The organism is Streptomyces formicae, from assembly GCF_002556545.1.
In the GTDB taxonomy this organism is placed as follows: domain Bacteria; phylum Actinomycetota; class Actinomycetes; order Streptomycetales; family Streptomycetaceae; genus Streptomyces; species Streptomyces formicae_A.
The window spans coordinates 5,221,043-5,236,757 of sequence record NZ_CP022685.1 but is presented as its reverse complement, the minus strand read 5'-3'; the positions used below and the strand labels follow the sequence as shown (position 1 = coordinate 5,236,757).

Genomic DNA, 15,715 nt, shown 5'->3' with positions numbered 1-15,715 from the left:
CTGGACGCATGAGTACGTTGCGCGGGCGGGGAACGGTCCAGGGGCTTCCGGAGTGGGACCGCTGTGCGGTCATGGGGGTCGTGAACGTGACGCCCGACTCCTTCTCCGACGGCGGCCGCTGGTTCGACACCACGGCCGCCGTCAAACACGGCATCGACCTGGTCGCGCAGGGCGCCGACCTGGTCGACGTCGGCGGCGAGTCCACCCGCCCCGGCGCACCGCGCGTGGACGAGGACGAGGAGCTCAAGCGCGTCGTCCCCGTGGTGCGCGGCCTGGCGGCCGAGGGCGTCACGGTCTCCGTGGACACCATGCGCGCCACCGTCGCCGAGCAGGCGCTCGCGGCGGGCGCCGTCCTGGTCAACGACGTCAGCGGCGGCCTCGCCGACCCGCGCATGGTCCCTGCGGTTGCCGCCGCGGGCGCCCCCTTCGTCGTCATGCACTGGCGCGGCTTCCTCACCGACATCCACGCCAAGCCGCACTACGAGGACGTGCTCCGCGAGGTCGTCGACGAGCTCCACGCGCGCGTGGCGGCCGCCATCGAGGGCGGCATCGCCCCCGAGCGCATCGTCGTCGACCCGGGCCTCGGCTTCTCCAAGGAGGCCGAGCACGACCTGACGCTCCTCGCGGGTCTGGAGCGGCTGCGCGAGCTCGGCCACCCGATCCTGGTCGCCGCCTCCCGCAAGAGGTTCCTCGGCCGGGTCCTCGCGGGCCCCGAGGGCGCCCCGCCACCCGCCCGCGAGCGCGACGCGGCCACCGCCGCGGTCTCCGCCATCGCCGCCCACCAGGGCGCCTGGGCGGTCCGCGTGCACGAGGTGCGGGCGACCGCCGACGCGGTCCGCGTCGCCCAGGCCGTCACGGACGCCGCTGGCGGCCACAAGTGACCGGGGCCCAGACCGACGTCGAACAGGTCGAACGCGCCAACACCGCCTTCTACGAAGCCCTGGAGCGCGGCGACTTCGACGAGGTCTCCGACCTGTGGCTGGACTCCGAGGACCCCGCGGAGGACGGCGAGGGCCAGGCCACGACCGGCGAGGCGATCTCCTGCGTGCACCCCGGCTGGCCGGTGCTCACCGGGCGCGGCGAGGTCCTCAGGTCGTACGCGCTGATCATGGCGAACACGGAGTACATCCAGTTCTTCCTGACCGACCTCAAGGTCGGCGTCGCCGGTGACACCGCCCTGGTGACCTGCACCGAGAACATCCTCAGCGGCGGCCCGCCCCCGGAGGGCGGCGGCGAGCTCGGCCCGCTGGTGGGCCAGCTCGTGGTCGCCACGAACGTGTTCCGGCGCACACCCGACGGCTGGAAGCTCTGGTCGCACCACGCCTCGCCCGTGCTGGCCGAAACCGACGACGAAGAAGGCGACGAGACACCCTCCTGAGTGGGTAGGTGCCGAGAAGTGGTTGGGATCACGGGCCGCCGGGTATGGGCGGCTACCAGCCACGCGCCGCGGCCCGAACGCGGCGCGACACCCGTCCACCGCGGCGGCCTACGGGCCCCGCGGGCGAGCACTGTCGGTGCTCGCAGGTAGATTCGATCGAGGCTGGTGTGCCGACCGCACTCGGTGCAGGCCTGCCGATACCGACGATTGCAGGAGTGATTCGCGTGGATCGTGTCGCGCTGCGCGGCCTCAAGGCCCGCGGGCACCACGGTGTCTATCCGCGGGAGCGCGAAGAAGGCCAGACCTTCATCGTGGACCTGGTGCTTGGCCTGGACACGCGAGCGGCCGCGGCCGACGACGACCTGGCGAAGACCGTGCACTACGGAATCGTGGCCGAGGAGGTCGTGGCCGTCGTCGAGGGCGAGCCCGTCGACCTCATCGAGACGCTCTCCGAGCGCATCGCCCAGACGTGTCTCAAGCACGACGGAGTCCTGGAGGTCGAGGTGTGCGTGCACAAGCCGGACGCCCCGATCACCGTCCCCTTCGACGACGTGACCGTCACCATCACCCGGAGCCGAGTATGACTGCGCCCTTCAAAGCGGGTCAGAGCGACCCGACCGTCCAGCCGGTGCCCACCTCCGTGGTCGAGCAGGTGGACGCCGCGGACACCACCCTGTCCAACCCCAAGCGCGCCGTGATCTCCCTCGGCAGCAACCTGGGCAACCGCCTGGAGACCCTCCAGGGCGCCATCGACGCCCTGGAGGACACCCCGGGGCTGCGCGTCAAGGCCGTCTCCCCGGTGTACGAGACCGAGCCCTGGGGCGTCGAGCCCGGCACCCAGCCCTCGTACTTCAACGCGGTCGTCGTGGTGAAGACGACCCTGCCGCCCGCCTCCCTCCTGGAGCGCGCGCACGCGGTCGAGGAAGCCTTCCACCGCGTACGCGACGAGCACTGGGGCCCCCGCACGATCGACGTGGACATCGTGGCGTACGCCGACGTGATCTCCGACGACCCGGTGCTCACGCTGCCCCACCCGCGCGCGCACGAACGCGCCTTCGTGCTCGCCCCCTGGCACGACGTGGAGCCCGAGGCCCAGGTCGCGGGACGCGGCCCGGTGGCCGAGCTGCTCGCCGGTGTCGGCCGCGACGGCGTACTGCCCCGCGCCGACCTGGAACTCCGGCTGCCGGAGTAGTCGTTGGAGAAGGCGGTCGAGGAAAGCAAGCCGATGAAGGGTCACCCGTGAAGCAACTGCGCATCAGGACGCTGGCCGGCCTCTTCGCCGTGGCCGGAGTGCTGTCCTGGTCGGGCGCCCGCCTGTGGGACTCCCTCGGCACGCTGCCGCGGGTCCCGCTGGCCGCGCCCATCGTGCTCGCGGTGATCGCCGTCGTCCTGCTGGCGACGGCGCTCTCACTGCGGTCCCGGCTGCGCGCCCAGCGCGAGCGCCGCCCCGACGCGAAGGGCGTGGACCCGATGATGGCCGCGCGCGCCCTGGTCTTCGGCCAGGCGAGCGCCCTCGTCGCGGCCCTCGTCGCGGGGATGTACGGCGGCGTGGGCGTGTTCATGCTGGAGTTCCTCGACATCCCCGCACGCCGCGACCAGGCGATCTACGCCGGGCTCTCGGTCCTGATGGGCATCGCCGTCATCGCGGCCGCCTTCTTCATGGAGCGGGTCTGCAAGCTCCCTGAGGACGACGACGAGGACGCGGGGGCGGCGCCGGCGGCATAGGCGCTCACCACTGCTGTCGGGCCAAGTGACCGTTGACCAGGAAGCTGGGGTAGGGGGCGAGCCGGAACCCGTACAGGGTGAACGGCTTGTCCCCAGCCTCACGACGCCGTACCGCGTGCACCTGGGACCAGCCGGACTCACGCAGCTGGATCGGATGCTGCTCCGGCCTGAACGTCCCGCGTGAAGGCCATCGGTCGGTGATGATGAGCCTCGAAGCCCGCCCGTCAGCTCGGGGCGTGAACCTCGCACCCACGATCCGGGCGAGCTCGGTGAGGAAGGGAACGTTGGCGCTGACCAGTACTCGCCCTGGCCAGGTCTTGATGAGGTATCCGTCGCCGTCCGTGTAGCCGTCCAGGAAACCCTGGAAGGTCTCCGGATCCCGAAGCACCACGCGCGGAAACCCCTGCCTTAGATGGTGGGCATCACCGCCCACGTACTGCCTCAGCACATCCGCCAGGTAGGACGACACGACGCGGACCCGATAACCGGGTACCTGCCGTCGCAGGTACCCGGACGGGCGCGTCACGGGCTCGAGCCCGGCGCTCAGGCCCGTGGCAACGGTCAAGCACCGCGCGTACCGCTGGGCGAACCGTTCGTCATTGACGACCAGCGAAACGTAGTTCACGCCGACCGTGCCGTCCGAACACGTGGCGCCGATCAGATACCCGAACTCGTAGCCCGGCCTGATCGTCAGACGTGCTCGGCACAACTTGCGTGCCGGGGTCCACGCGAGCACCGTGTCCGCGGCGTCCCGGGCGTGAACCCATCCGTCGGGCGCACCGAGCATCTGGTCCGCGGCAACGGTCAGCGTCACGCCGTCAGCCACGACGTCCACGACTTCTCTCGCCTTGACGACCTCCACTTCCGTGACGGTCGTCTGCACCGTGCGTTCGCCGTCCAACGTCCAGAGCCTGGAACCGACACGAATGTCCCGCGCACGCTGCCGCCCGCCCACGGCGTTCACCGTTTGGTTGCTGGGCAGCCCGTATCCCACCGCGATCCCCCTTCGACCAGCGACCAACTCCACTGGCCGGGGAGGGTATCGGGCAGTACTGACAATCCGGCTATCGCGCCATGATCAGGCTCATCGCCTCGTTGCGCGTCGCGGGATCGCGCAGCTGCCCGCGCACCGCCGAGGTGATCGTCTTGGCGCCCGGCTTACGGATACCTCGCATCGACATGCACATGTGCTCGCACTCGACGACGACAATGACGCCACGCGGCTCCAGGATGCCCATCAGCGAGTCCGCGATCTGGGTCGTCATCCGCTCCTGCACTTGGGGGCGCCGAGCGTAGACGTCCACGAGCCGCGCCAGCTTCGACAGTCCCGTGATCTTGCCGCTGGCGGACGGGATGTAGCCCACGTGCGCAAGGCCCCTGAACGGGACCAGATGATGCTCGCAGCATGAGGTCACCTCGATGTCCTTCACCAGGACCATCTCGTCGTGGCCGAGATCGAACGTCGTCGTCAGGACGTCCTCCGGCTTCTGCCACAGCCCGGCGAATATCTCCTTGTACGCCCGCGCCACGCGCCCGGGAGTCTCCCGAAGCCCCTCCCTGTCGGGGTCCTCCCCCACGGCGATCAGGAGCTCACGCACGGCGTTCTCGGCCCGCTTCTCGTCGAACTCGCCGATCGCGCCCTCGCCGTCCAGCGTCACGGGGTCGGTCATCTGTGCCTCGTTCCTCTACGTTCCCGCGCCTGCCGTGCGCGGGAGTGAGCGTGCCAATTGCGGGCGTACGAAACAAGCCGCGCCCCCCAGGCTAAAACCAGGGGGGCGCGGCATCCATTCCGGGCCTGCTCAGGGCTCGCGGGATCAGCTCTCGGGACGGTCCTCCGGGACCACCTCGACGGGCTGGTCCGTCGTGCCGGCGGTCACCGCGGGGGTGGCGCCGTTCGCACCGTTCGTCAGTGACAGCTCCCTGGGGGAGAGCACCGGCGGGCGGGTCGAGGGCGTGCGCCGCGAGGAGCCGGTCCACGCCGGGCGGGCCGGGCGCTTCACGATGCCCGCGAAGATCTCGGCGATCTCTTCCTTGCCGAGGGTCTCCTTCTCGAGCAGCTGGAGAACCATGTTGTCGAGGATGTCGCGGTTCTCGACGAGGATCTCCCACGCTTCGTTGTGCGCGTTCTCGATGAGCTTCTTGACCTCTTCGTCGACCAGCGCGGCGACCTCTTCCGAGTAGTCCCGCTGGTGACCCATCTCGCGGCCCAGGAAGGGCTCGGTGTTGTCACCGCCGAACTTGATCGCGCCGAGCCGCTCGGTCATGCCGTACTGCGTGACCATCGCGCGGGCCGTGCCCGTGGCCTTCTCGATGTCGTTCGCCGCGCCCGTCGTCGGGTCGTGGAAGACGAGCTCCTCGGCCGCGCGCCCACCCATCATGTACGCGAGGGTGTCGAGCATTTCGTTGCGCGTGGTCGAGTACTTGTCCTCTTCGGGCAGGACCATGGTGTAACCCAGGGCCCGGCCGCGGGACAGGATCGTGATCTTGTGGACCGGGTCCGCGTTCGGAGAGGCCGCCGCTACCAGGGCGTGGCCGCCCTCGTGGTACGCGGTGATCTTCTTCTCCTTGTCGGACATGATCCGGGTCCGCTTCTGCGGGCCCGCCACGACGCGGTCGATCGCCTCGTCGAGGGAGTGGTTGTCGATCAGCTTCTTGTCGCTGCGCGCCGTCAGGAGCGCCGCTTCGTTCAGCACGTTCGACAGGTCGGCGCCCGTGAAGCCCGGGGTACGCCTGGCCACCGCGCCCAGATCGACGTCCGGGGCGACCGGCTTGCCCTTCTGGTGGACCTTGAGGATCTCCAGACGGCCCATCATGTCCGGACGGTCGACGGCGATCTGCCGGTCGAAACGGCCCGGGCGGAGCAGCGCCGGGTCGAGGATGTCGGGCCGGTTCGTGGCGGCGATCAGGATGACGCCGCCCTTCACGTCGAAGCCGTCCATCTCGACGAGCAGCTGGTTCAGCGTCTGCTCGCGCTCGTCGTGGCCACCGCCGAGACCGGCACCGCGGTGGCGACCCACCGCGTCGATCTCGTCGACGAAGACGATCGCCGGGGCGTTCGCCTTGGCCTGCTCGAAGAGGTCGCGCACACGGGAGGCACCCACACCGACGAACATCTCGACGAAGTCGGAGCCGGAGATCGAGTAGAACGGCACCCCGGCCTCACCGGCGACGGCACGCGCGAGCAGCGTCTTGCCCGTACCGGGCGGGCCGTAGAGGAGTACGCCCTTGGGGATCTTGGCGCCGACCGCCTGGAACTTCGCCGGCTCCTGGAGGAACTCCTTGATCTCGTGGAGCTCCTCGACCGCCTCGTCGGACCCCGCCACATCGGAGAAGGTCGTCTTCGGGGTGTCCTTGGTGATGAGCTTGGCCTTGGACTTCCCGAACTGCATGACCCGGGAGCCGCCGCCCTGCATCTGATTCATCAGGAACAGGAAGACGACGACGATGAGGACGAAGGGGAGCAGCGAAAGCAGGATGCCGACGAACGGGTTCTGCTTCGACGGGGAGACGGTGTAACCGTCCGGGATGTCCTTGCTCTCGTACTTGGCCTGCAGGGACTTGGCGAGGTCGACGCCCTGGTCGCCGATGTAGCTCGCCTGGATCTTGCTGCTGTCCTTGACCTTCTGGCCGTCCTTGAGCTCGACCTTGATGATCTGCTCGTCACCGGTGGTGAGCTTGGCTGATTCGACCTTGTTGTCGTTGATCGCCTGGACGACCTGGCCGGTGTCCACCGTCTTGTAGCCACCGGACGAGCCGACGACCTGCATCAACACGACCACGGCAAGGACGGCCAGCACGATCCACATGACTGGCCCACGGAAGTATCGCTTCACGTCCATCCATACGGAGCGATGACGCCCCGTCCCTCCTGCCATAGTGAGTTTGATAAAGACTGTTCTTCGGACGGTACCCCAGCATTGTGACCCGAAGCCGCACGGGAGTGCTGGCAATCCCGCCTTCCCTTGCTCCAACGGCGGGAAACGGGTGAGGGTTCCCCGACGCCGTGCGGGCGCTTACGGAGCGTCAGCCTCCGTAGACGTGCGGGGCGAGCGTCCCGACGAACGGGAGGTTGCGGTACTTCTCCGCGAAGTCGAGGCCGTATCCCACGACGAACTCGTTGGGGATGTCGAAGCCGATCCACTTCACGTCGATCGCGACCTTCGCCGCCTCCGGCTTGCGGAGCAGCGTGCACACCTCGAGGGAGGCGGGCTCGCGCGAACCGAGGTTGGAGAGCAGCCAGGACAGCGTCAGACCGGAGTCGATGATGTCCTCGACGATCAGGACGTGCTTGCCCTTGATGTCGGTGTCCAGGTCCTTGAGGATCCGGACGACGCCCGAGGACTGCGTGCCCGCCCCGTACGACGAGACGGCCATCCAGTCCATCGTGACGGGGGTGGACAGCGCACGCGCCAGGTCCGCCATGACCATCACCGCGCCCTTGAGGACGCCGACGATCAGCAGGTCCTTGCCCGCGTACTCCGCGTCGACCTTCGCGGCCAGCTCGGCCAGCTTCGCGTCGATCTCTTCCTTGGTGATGAGCACCGACTGAAGGTCGGTGCCCATGTCTTTCGCGTCCACCCGCATCACTTTCGGTCGTCACACCGGCCACACGGGGCGCACGGTGAACGTGGCCTCTCGTCAGCCTTGCCGGATCACCAGTCTGCCACCCTGCCGCTGAGCCACGACTTTGCCCGGGAGATTGATGGCTCCCTGGCCGCGCCAGCCGGTGATCAGACGGTCGACCTCTTCGATGTGCCGGGCGAACAGCGAACCGGCGGGCGCGCCCGCCTCGATGGCGGCCCTGCGCACGATGCGGCGGCGCACGGCGGGCGGCAGGGCGTAGAGCTTGGCGCACTCCAGGAGGCCCGTGGCGTCCCGCACGCTCGTCTCGGCCTGGGCCGCCCAGCTGTCGAGCGCGTCGGCATCGTCCCTGGACAACTGCGCCGTACGGGCGAGGGCTTCGACGACTCCTTTGCCGAGCGCCTTCTCCAGCGCGGGCAGGCCCTCGTGGCGCAGCCGGGAACGGGTGTACGCCGGGTCGGCGTTGTGCGGGTCGTCCCAGACGGGCAGCGACTGGACCATGCAGGCCTTGCGGGCGGTCTGCCGGTCGATGTGCAGGAAGGGTCGCCGGTAACGTCCCGCGGCCCCCGAGGTCGCGGCCATTCCGGACAGGGAGCGGATCCCGGAGCCGCGGGCGAGCCCGAGCAGGACGGTCTCCGCCTGGTCGTCGCGGGTGTGCCCGAGCAGGACGGCGGCTGCTGAATGCCGTTCGGCGGCGGCATCCAGGGCTGCGTAGCGGGCGTCACGGGCGGCGGCCTCGGGACCGCCTTCCCTGCCCACGTCCACGGCGAAGGACTCGGCCGGGGTCAGGCCGAGCGCGGTCATGCGCACCACGACCTCGGCGGCGCGCAGGTCCGAGCCCGGTTGCAGGCCGTGGTCGACGGTGACGCCGCCGGCGCGGATGCCGAGCTTGGGGGCCTCGAAGGCGAGGGCGGAGGCGAGTGCCATGGAGTCGGCGCCGCCGGAGCATGCGACGAGCACGAGCGGCCGGGCCTGCTCGTGCGGGGGTGGGGGGTCGTTCTCGGAGCTGCGCTGTACGTCGGTCAGTACGTCGTGGAGTACGCGGCGGACCGCCAGGCGTATCGCCGCGACCGCAGGATGGGGACCCATGTCCGGTTCCCTTCATGAAGTTCGGGGGGTGAGCCTCGGAATCAGTCACTCAGGACCCACTCGGGGCTTTCGGGGGCCCACCGTGGGCCCCTGCTTCCCTTGAGTTCGGTCACTCAGAGTGTGTCGATGGTGACAGAGCCGAGCCGTTCCCCGAGCATTGCACGCCTACCCATTGCCTACGGTCCCTCGGACGGGTGATTGCGGGGGCGTTCTCCTGCCATCGGCCGCATCCGGTCCCTCACTCTCCCTTACGGTGCACCCTCGCGACCCAGTCCGCCGGTTTGGCGATCTCCGCCTTGGTGGGCAGTGTGTTCGGAGACGTCCAGACGCGGTTGAAGCCGTCCATGCCGACCTCGTCCACGACCGCGCGCACGAAGCGCTCGCCGTCGCGATATTGGCGCAATTTCGCGTCGAGGCCGAGGAGCTTGCGCAGCGCCTGGTCGAGGCGGCTCGCCCCGCGGGCGCGCCGCTCCTTGAACTTCTCCCTGATCTCGGCGACGGAGGGCACGACGGCGGGTCCCACGCCGTCCATCACGAAGTCCGCGTGTCCCTCCAGGAGGGACATCACGGCCGTGAGGCGGGCGAGGATCTCGCGCTGGGCGGGGGTCTGCACCAGCTCGACGAGGGAGCGCCCGCCGTCGTCCTCCTCGCCCTCGGGGCGTCCGCCCGCCAGCGACTGGGCGGCCTCCCTGACGCGCTCCAGGACCGTCATGGGGTCGACCTCGGTCTCGCCGAGGAACGACTGGATCTCGCCTTCGATGTGGTCGCGGAGCCAGGGCACGGCGGAGAACTGGGTGCGGTGCGTCTCCTCGTGGAGGCAGACCCAGAGCCGGAAGTCGTGGGGGTCCACGTCCAGTTCGCGCTCGACGTGCACGATGTTCGGCGCGACGAGCAGGAGCCTGCCGCCGCCGTTCGCCCCCGCGGGGAGCTCGCGGGTGGCCGGGGCGAAGGTCTCGTACTGCCCGAGGACGCGGGAGGCCAGGAAGGACAGGAGCATGCCCAGCTCCACGCCCGTCACCTTGCCGCCGACCGCGCCGAGCACGGCGCCGCCGGGGCCCGAGCCCCGCCGGTCCTGCATCTTCTCCAGGAGGGGCTTGAGGAGCGCGCGGAAGCCCGCCACGTTCGCCCGGACCCAGCCCGCGCGGTCCACGACGAGGACGGGGGTGTCGTGGATCTCGTCCGTGCCCATCCTCGTGAAGGAACGGACGTGTTCCTCCGAGGACTTGGCGTGCTTGCGGAGCTCCGCGACGACGGCGCGTGCCTCGTCCCGGCTCACCTCAGGGCCCGGGCGCACCAGGCGCGTCGCGGTCGCGACCGCGAGATTCCAGTCGACCATCTCGGCACCACCGATGCGCGTCATGCGTCAACGGTACGTGGTCCCTCCCCGACGCGGAGGGGGTTGTGACCCGGGTCTGGCCCGGAGCGGGCCCCTAGGGGGCCCAGGGGGTTCGTTCGCCTGCGGGCCGCGTGTGGCTTGTCGCGCAGTTCCCCGCGCCCCTTACGGGGCACCCCACCGTCCAGCGACTACCTGCAACCGCAGTTCGCCACCGTCGAGGCCATGTGGTCCAGGGCCTTCTGGGCCGCCTTCGCGTCCGTGGTGCCCGTGGTCATGAAGGCGAAGACCAGGAGGCGGCCGTCGGCGTCCACGACCGTGCCGGAGAGGGTGTTCACGCCGGTGAGCGTGCCGGTCTTGGCGCGGACGAGGCCGGTGCCGGGGGAATCCTCGGGGTAGCGGTCGACGAGGGTGCCGGTGAAGCCCGCGATGGGCAGGCCCGTCAGGACGGAGCGCAGTTCGGGGCGGGCGGGGTCGGCGGCGCGGTCGAGGAGTTCGGTGAGCAGGAGGGCCGATGCCCGGTCGGCGCGGTCCAGGCCGCTGCCGTCGGCGAACACGGCGTCGCCGACGGGGAGTTCGAGCTTGTCGAGCGCGGCGCGGGTGGCCTTGCCCGCGCCGTCGAAGCTGGCGGGCTCCTTGGCGGCCAGCGCCGTCTGGCGTGCCAGGTGCTCGGCGATGTCGTTGTCGCTGTGCGTCAGCATCCGCTCGACCAGGAAGGACAGCGGCGGCGACTCGGTCTTGGCGAGGGACTCGGCGCGGCCCGACGCCTGGGAGGGCCCTGGCTCCCCCTTCGTCTTGACGCCGTGGTCCTTGAGGAAGCCCGCGAACTTGCGCACGGCGTCGCCCGCCGGGTCCCCGGTGCGCGGCGCGGGGCCGCTCACGGAGTCGTCGAGGCGGCCCTCGTCGACCATCAGGGCGCTGACCGGCGTGATGTTCTCGTTCGGGCTGATCGGGTGCTGCACGGGTCCCGAGTACAGCGAGGTGTCGTACGAGAGGGTCACCTCGTCGACGTCGCGGGCCTTCAGGGCGCGGGCGGTGTCCTCGGCGAGGGTGCGCAGGTTCGCCGCGCTGTCGGTGTAGCGGCCGTCCTTGCGGGCGGTGAGCGTGGGATCGCCGCCGCCGACCAGGACGACCTCGTCGGTGTCGGGCTCGATCACCGTCTTGGTGGTGATGCGGTGATCGGGTCCTACGGAGCCGAGCGCCGCGACCGCCGTGGCGATCTTGATCGTGGAGGCGGGCGTCAGGAGCTTGTCCGCGTCCTTGTCGTAGACGCGCTTGCCGGAGGCCGCGTCCACCACGACGGCCGCCTTCTCGGGGCCGAGCGCGGGGTCCTTCATGATCGGGTCGAGGACGTCCGCCAGGGCCCGTCCCGTCGGCACGGGCGCCGTCCCCGCGGGCGCGCCGAGCCCGGCGAGCACGGAGGGCGCGCTGGGGGCTCGTCCCGGCGTACGACCTCCGTGATCTGCGCCACCCCCGGCCTCCTGAGAAGCGGCCCAGTCCCGCTCGGCCGTACGCTGGCCGGAGGAGTCCCAAGGGCCGGCCGCGGCCACCGCCCCGGCCGAGATCGCCAGGCCGACGGTGGCGGCACCCGCCGTGAGCTGCCAGGTCTTGAGCTTCCCCGAAACCCGGGGGAGCTTGACGGCGGAGGGCTTGGGCAGCTGTCTCCACAGCTGCCGAGGCCGCTGCCAAGGCTTGAGCTCCGGCACGACGTCCAGCCCCTTTCGCGATCACACATCTGCGTGAGGGACACTTAATCACCCGAAGTATGTGCTGATCATGGAGGAGCCACCCGTGGAGTTCGACGTCACCATCGAGATTCCGAAGGGTTCGCGGAACAAGTACGAGGTGGACCACGAGACCGGCCGGATCCGTCTGGACCGTCGCCTCTTCACGTCGACCAGCTACCCCGCGGACTACGGATTCGTCGAGAACACCCTCGGCGAGGACGGTGACCCGCTGGACGCCCTCGTCATCCTGGACGAGCCGACCTTCCCGGGCTGCCTCATCAAGTGCCGCGCGATCGGCATGTTCCGGATGACCGACGAGGCGGGCGGCGACGACAAGCTGCTCTGCGTCCCGGCCTCCGACCCCCGCGTGGAGCACCTGCGCGACATCCACCACGTCTCCGAGTTCGACCGCCTGGAGATCCAGCACTTCTTCGAGGTCTACAAGGACCTGGAGCCCGGCAAGTCCGTCGAGGGCGCCGACTGGGTCGGCCGTGCGGACGCCGAGGCCGAGATCGAGAAGTCGTACAAGCGCGCCGAGGCGCAGGGCGGCCACTGAGCCACCGGCCTCGTACGGGCCGCGTGATCCGACGTCCGGATCGCGCGGCCCGTTCGCGTATCTGTGCTCATACTGACGTACGGATCTGTGCTCATACTGGCGTACGGAGGGTGCGCACGTGTCGGACGAGGAGTGAGGCGAGGAGTGTCCGAGCAGGAGGCCGAGGACCGCAAACCGCAGTCGGACGAGGCCCGCAGTGCCTTCGTGCAACCCAGCGGGGTGATGCCGCAGGCACCGACGCTCGAGGACGAGTCGCAGACCACGTCGGAGTTCGCGATCCCCACGGGCCTCGCCACCCCGTCGTCGACGACGCAGGAGACCGAGAAGTCGGCGTTCACCACGCCGCACACCTACAGCTCCCGCAACGCTCCGCAGGCCTTCACGCCCGCGCAGGGCATCCCCCTGGTGAAGCTCACCAAGGAGGTGCCCTGGCAGGACCAGATGCGCACGATGCTGCGGATGCCGGTCGCCGAGCGGCCCGCTCCGGAGGCCGCGCAGAAGCAGGAGGACGAGACCGGGCCCGCCGTGCCCCGCGTGCTCGACCTGACGCTGCGCATCGGGGAGCTGCTGCTCGCGGGCGGTGAGGGCGCCGAGGACGTCGAGGCGGCCATGTTCGCCGTCTGCCGGTCCTACGGCCTCGACCGCTGCGAGCCGAACGTGACGTTCACGCTCCTGTCGATCTCGCACCAGCCCTCGCTCGTCGACGACCCCGTCACGGCCTCCAGGACGGTGCGCAGGCGCGGCACCGACTACACGCGGCTCGCGGCCGTCTTCCACCTGGTGGACGACATCAGCGACCCGGACATCGACGTCTCCCTGGAGGAGGCGTACCGCCGCCTGGCGGGCATCCGGCGTAACCGCCACCCCTACCCCGGCTGGGCCCTGACGGCGGCCAGCGGGCTGCTCGCGGGCTCCGCGTCCGTACTCGTGGGCGGTGGCGCGCTCGTCTTCCTGGTGGCCGCCGTCGGCGCGATGCTCGGCGACCGGCTCGCCTGGCTGTGCGCGGGGCGCGGGCTGCCGGAGTTCTACCAGTTCGTGGGCGCGGCGATGCCGCCCGCCCTGATGGGCGTGGCGCTCAGCTTCACGCACACGGAGGCGTCGATGGCCTCCGCGGTCATCACCGGTGGGCTCTTCGCGCTGATCCCGGGGCGGGCCCTGGTGGCCGGTGTGCAGGACGGTCTGACCGGCTACTACATCACCGCGGCCGCGCGCCTCCTGGAGGTCATGTACCTCATCGTGGGCATCGTCTGCGGCGTCCTGCTCGTGCTCTCGCTCGGCGTGATGCTGGACGCGACGAACCTGACTCCGGAGACGAAGTTCGGTGTGACCTCGTCGCGCCCCGTCATCCAGATCCTGGCGTCGATGGCGCTGAGCCTCGCCTTCGCGATCCTGCTCCAGCAGGAACGTCACACCGTGGCGATCGTGACCCTCAACGGCGGCATCGCCTGGGTGATGTTCGGTGCGCTCGCGCAGACCCCGCTGAAGCTCTCGCCGGTCGCGGCGACGGCCATCGCGGCCGGGCTCGTGGGTCTCTTCGGGCAGCTCTTCTCGCGCTATCGGTTCGCGTCGTCACTGCCGTACGTGACGGCCGCGATCGGGCCGCTGCTGCCAGGTAGCGCGACGTACTTCGGGCTGCTCGCCCTGGCGCAGAACGACCTGAACACGGGCATCAACTCGCTCACCAAGGCCGTCGCGACGGCGCTCGCCATCGCGATCGGCGTGAACTTGGGGAGTGAGGTGTCGCGGCTGATCCTGAAGGTGCCGGGTGCCGCTTCTGCGGCGAATCGGCGTGCGGCTAAGCGGACCAGGGGGTTCTGACCCTGTGGGCCGGGGTTTCGGGGGCGCTGCCCCCGGGCCCCCGGTCCTCAAACGCCGGACGGGCTGGATTTCCTCCCGGACGGGCTGGATTTCCCGCCCCCGGCCTCCAACTACCGCTTCGCGTGCCTGCCGCGCTGGGTCGGGGGCGTGGTCTGGGGGCCGCCCTCGGCCGTCGCCGCCGCCTTCTTGGACTTGCTGCGCGCCCGCAGGAACTCGATGGCGATCGGCACCACCGAGACGAGGACGATCAGGATGAGGATCGCCTCGATGTTCTTGTGGACGAACTCGATGTTGCCCAGCCAGGCGCCGAGCAGCGTCACGCCCGCGCCCCACATGACGCCGCCGATGATGTTGAACGTGATGAACGAGCGGTACCGCATCCCGGAGACGCCCGCGATGATCGGCGTGAAGGTGCGCACGATCGGCACGAAGCGGGCCAGGACCAGGGACTTCGGGCCGTACTTCTCGAAGAAGTCGTGCGCCTTGACCACGTTCTCCTGCTTGAAGAGCTTGGAGTCCGGGCGGTTGAAGAGCGAGGGGCCGACCTTCTTGCCGAAGAGGTAGCCCGCCTGGTCGCCGAGGATCGCGGCGAGGCAGATCAGCAGGCAGGCCAGCCACAGCGGGGTGTCCAGCTTGTTCGTGGTGATCAGCAGGCCCGTGGTGAACAGCAGCGAGTCACCGGGCAGGAAGAAGCCGATCAGCAGGCCCGACTCGGCGAAGACGATGAGGAGCAGGCCCCAGAGACCGAACTGGTTCAGCAGGTAATCCGGATCCAGCCAGCTTGGTCCGAGCGCAAGCGTCGTCACGGTTCCGGGCTCCTGGGGGTGAGGGGGCGGTGCGGCGGCGGGTGCAGCCGCCCAAAGCTATCAACGCGAGGTGGCCCGGCCAGGTTCCACCGTCCCTCCCAGGGTGCACTGTGCGACATCTGGGACAAAGCTGTGTGCCATGGGTATCGAAGATTTCGGTGGGGGCCTCAATCCCCAGTCCGACGTACTGGTCGTGACCACGAACGACGTGCCGGGGTACCGGGTGACCCGCGTGATCGGTGAGGTCTTCGGCCTCACGGTGCGCTCCAGGCACCTCGGCAGCCAGATCGGCGCGGGTCTGAAGTCCATGATCGGCGGCGAGCTGAAGGGGCTCACCAAGACGCTCGTGGAGACCCGCAACCAGGCCATGGAGCGCCTCATCGAGCAGGCACGCGCGCGTGGCGCCAACGCCGTCCTGATGTTCCGCTTCGACGTCACGGAGGCGCTGGACGGGGCCGCGGAGGTCTGCGCGTACGGAACGGCCGTCGTGATCGAGCAGCAGCAGCAGTAGCGGGAGCGGCTGCCGCGCGCCGCTACCGCCTGCCCCGCAGCCTCCCCAGGAGCCGCCTGGCCTGAGCGCGGCGCCTGGGGTCGCGGGACGCGCGCCGGGCCTCGTGGATGGCGCGCTGCCCCTGGGGGCTGCGGAGGAACCGCCTGACGCGGGAGAACAGTCCTGACACGGGGGCCTCCTGGGTGCGCGAG

Annotated in this window: 16 protein-coding genes; 8 read left to right on the top strand and 8 right to left on the bottom strand. The window is 70.1% G+C overall.

The window, feature by feature from the left end; genetic code table 11:
• The first annotated feature begins 8 nt into the window (after positions 1 to 8).
• The 5 genes from folP to KY5_RS22625 all read left to right on the top strand — a co-directional run bounded on the left by folP (position 9) and on the right by KY5_RS22625 (position 3,103).
• Positions 9 to 881 (top strand): dihydropteroate synthase, encoded by an 873-nt coding sequence (folP, locus tag KY5_RS22645; RefSeq protein ID WP_098243973.1) that lies wholly within the window; start codon positions 9 to 11, stop codon positions 879 to 881.
• Entirely contained in the window at positions 878 to 1,378 is a 501-nt protein-coding gene (locus KY5_RS22640; protein WP_098243972.1) for a nuclear transport factor 2 family protein, read from the top strand. Before folP ends, KY5_RS22640 begins: the two co-directional genes overlap by 4 nt.
• A 224-nt stretch (positions 1,379 to 1,602) precedes the next feature.
• Positions 1,603 to 1,962 carry a dihydroneopterin aldolase gene (gene folB / locus KY5_RS22635; RefSeq protein WP_098243971.1) on the top strand — a complete coding sequence of 120 codons (360 nt, stop codon included), beginning with the start codon at positions 1,603 to 1,605 and terminating at the stop codon, positions 1,960 to 1,962.
• Complete coding sequence (gene folK, locus KY5_RS22630; RefSeq protein ID WP_098243970.1) at positions 1,959 to 2,570, top strand: 2-amino-4-hydroxy-6-hydroxymethyldihydropteridine diphosphokinase; 612 nt, start codon at positions 1,959 to 1,961, stop codon at positions 2,568 to 2,570. Before folB ends, folK begins: the two co-directional genes overlap by 4 nt.
• Before the next feature lie 47 nt (positions 2,571 to 2,617).
• Entirely contained in the window at positions 2,618 to 3,103 is a 486-nt protein-coding gene (locus KY5_RS22625; RefSeq protein WP_098243969.1) for a DUF3180 domain-containing protein, read from the top strand.
• A 4-nt stretch (positions 3,104 to 3,107) separates the two neighbouring features.
• Here the strand turns inward: KY5_RS22625 and KY5_RS22620 are convergent, their stop codons facing one another.
• From KY5_RS22620 to dacB, 7 genes are all read right to left on the bottom strand, one after another.
• Positions 3,108 to 4,097, bottom strand: coding sequence for a hypothetical protein (locus tag KY5_RS22620; RefSeq protein WP_234362821.1), 990 nt, complete (start codon positions 4,095 to 4,097; stop codon positions 3,108 to 3,110).
• Between the two features lie 70 nt (positions 4,098 to 4,167).
• The gene (gene folE, locus KY5_RS22615) at positions 4,168 to 4,773 is read right to left on the bottom strand and encodes a GTP cyclohydrolase I FolE (protein ID WP_098243968.1); all 606 of its coding nucleotides are present in this window, start codon (positions 4,771 to 4,773) and stop codon (positions 4,168 to 4,170) included.
• Positions 4,774 to 4,917: 144 nt separating this feature from the next.
• The gene (ftsH, locus tag KY5_RS22610) at positions 4,918 to 6,942 is read right to left on the bottom strand and encodes an ATP-dependent zinc metalloprotease FtsH (protein ID WP_098243967.1); all 2,025 of its coding nucleotides are present in this window, start codon (positions 6,940 to 6,942) and stop codon (positions 4,918 to 4,920) included.
• Positions 6,943 to 7,126: 184 nt separating this feature from the next.
• Positions 7,127 to 7,687 carry a hypoxanthine phosphoribosyltransferase gene (hpt, locus tag KY5_RS22605; protein WP_055549829.1) on the bottom strand — a complete coding sequence of 187 codons (561 nt, stop codon included), beginning with the start codon at positions 7,685 to 7,687 and terminating at the stop codon, positions 7,127 to 7,129.
• Between the two features lie 54 nt (positions 7,688 to 7,741).
• Positions 7,742 to 8,773, bottom strand: coding sequence for a tRNA lysidine(34) synthetase TilS (gene tilS / locus KY5_RS22600; protein WP_098243966.1), 1,032 nt, complete (start codon positions 8,771 to 8,773; stop codon positions 7,742 to 7,744).
• Between the two features lie 238 nt (positions 8,774 to 9,011).
• On the bottom strand, positions 9,012 to 10,133 hold the full coding sequence (locus tag KY5_RS22595) for a zinc-dependent metalloprotease (RefSeq protein ID WP_098243965.1): 1,122 nt from the start codon (positions 10,131 to 10,133) through the stop codon (positions 9,012 to 9,014).
• Positions 10,134 to 10,297: 164 nt separating this feature from the next.
• Entirely contained in the window at positions 10,298 to 11,812 is a 1,515-nt protein-coding gene (gene dacB, locus KY5_RS22590; RefSeq protein ID WP_098243964.1) for a D-alanyl-D-alanine carboxypeptidase/D-alanyl-D-alanine-endopeptidase, read from the bottom strand.
• An 85-nt stretch (positions 11,813 to 11,897) separates the two neighbouring features.
• Between dacB and KY5_RS22585 the strand changes: the two genes are divergently transcribed.
• Together KY5_RS22585 and KY5_RS22580 are read left to right on the top strand one after the other, a co-directional pair.
• Entirely contained in the window at positions 11,898 to 12,389 is a 492-nt protein-coding gene (locus KY5_RS22585; protein ID WP_055549835.1) for an inorganic diphosphatase, read from the top strand.
• Between the two features lie 144 nt (positions 12,390 to 12,533).
• Entirely contained in the window at positions 12,534 to 14,207 is a 1,674-nt protein-coding gene (locus KY5_RS22580) for a threonine/serine ThrE exporter family protein (protein WP_234362820.1), read from the top strand.
• Between the two features lie 110 nt (positions 14,208 to 14,317).
• On the opposite strand, the gene KY5_RS22575 is transcribed toward KY5_RS22580, so the two are convergent.
• Entirely contained in the window at positions 14,318 to 15,013 is a 696-nt protein-coding gene (locus KY5_RS22575; protein WP_098243963.1) for a DedA family protein, read from the bottom strand.
• 139 nt (positions 15,014 to 15,152) lie between these two features.
• On the opposite strand from KY5_RS22575, the gene KY5_RS22570 reads away from it, so the two are divergent.
• Positions 15,153 to 15,524 carry a YbjQ family protein gene (locus tag KY5_RS22570; protein ID WP_098243962.1) on the top strand — a complete coding sequence of 124 codons (372 nt, stop codon included), beginning with the start codon at positions 15,153 to 15,155 and terminating at the stop codon, positions 15,522 to 15,524.
• Positions 15,525 to 15,715: the final 191 nt, after the last annotated feature.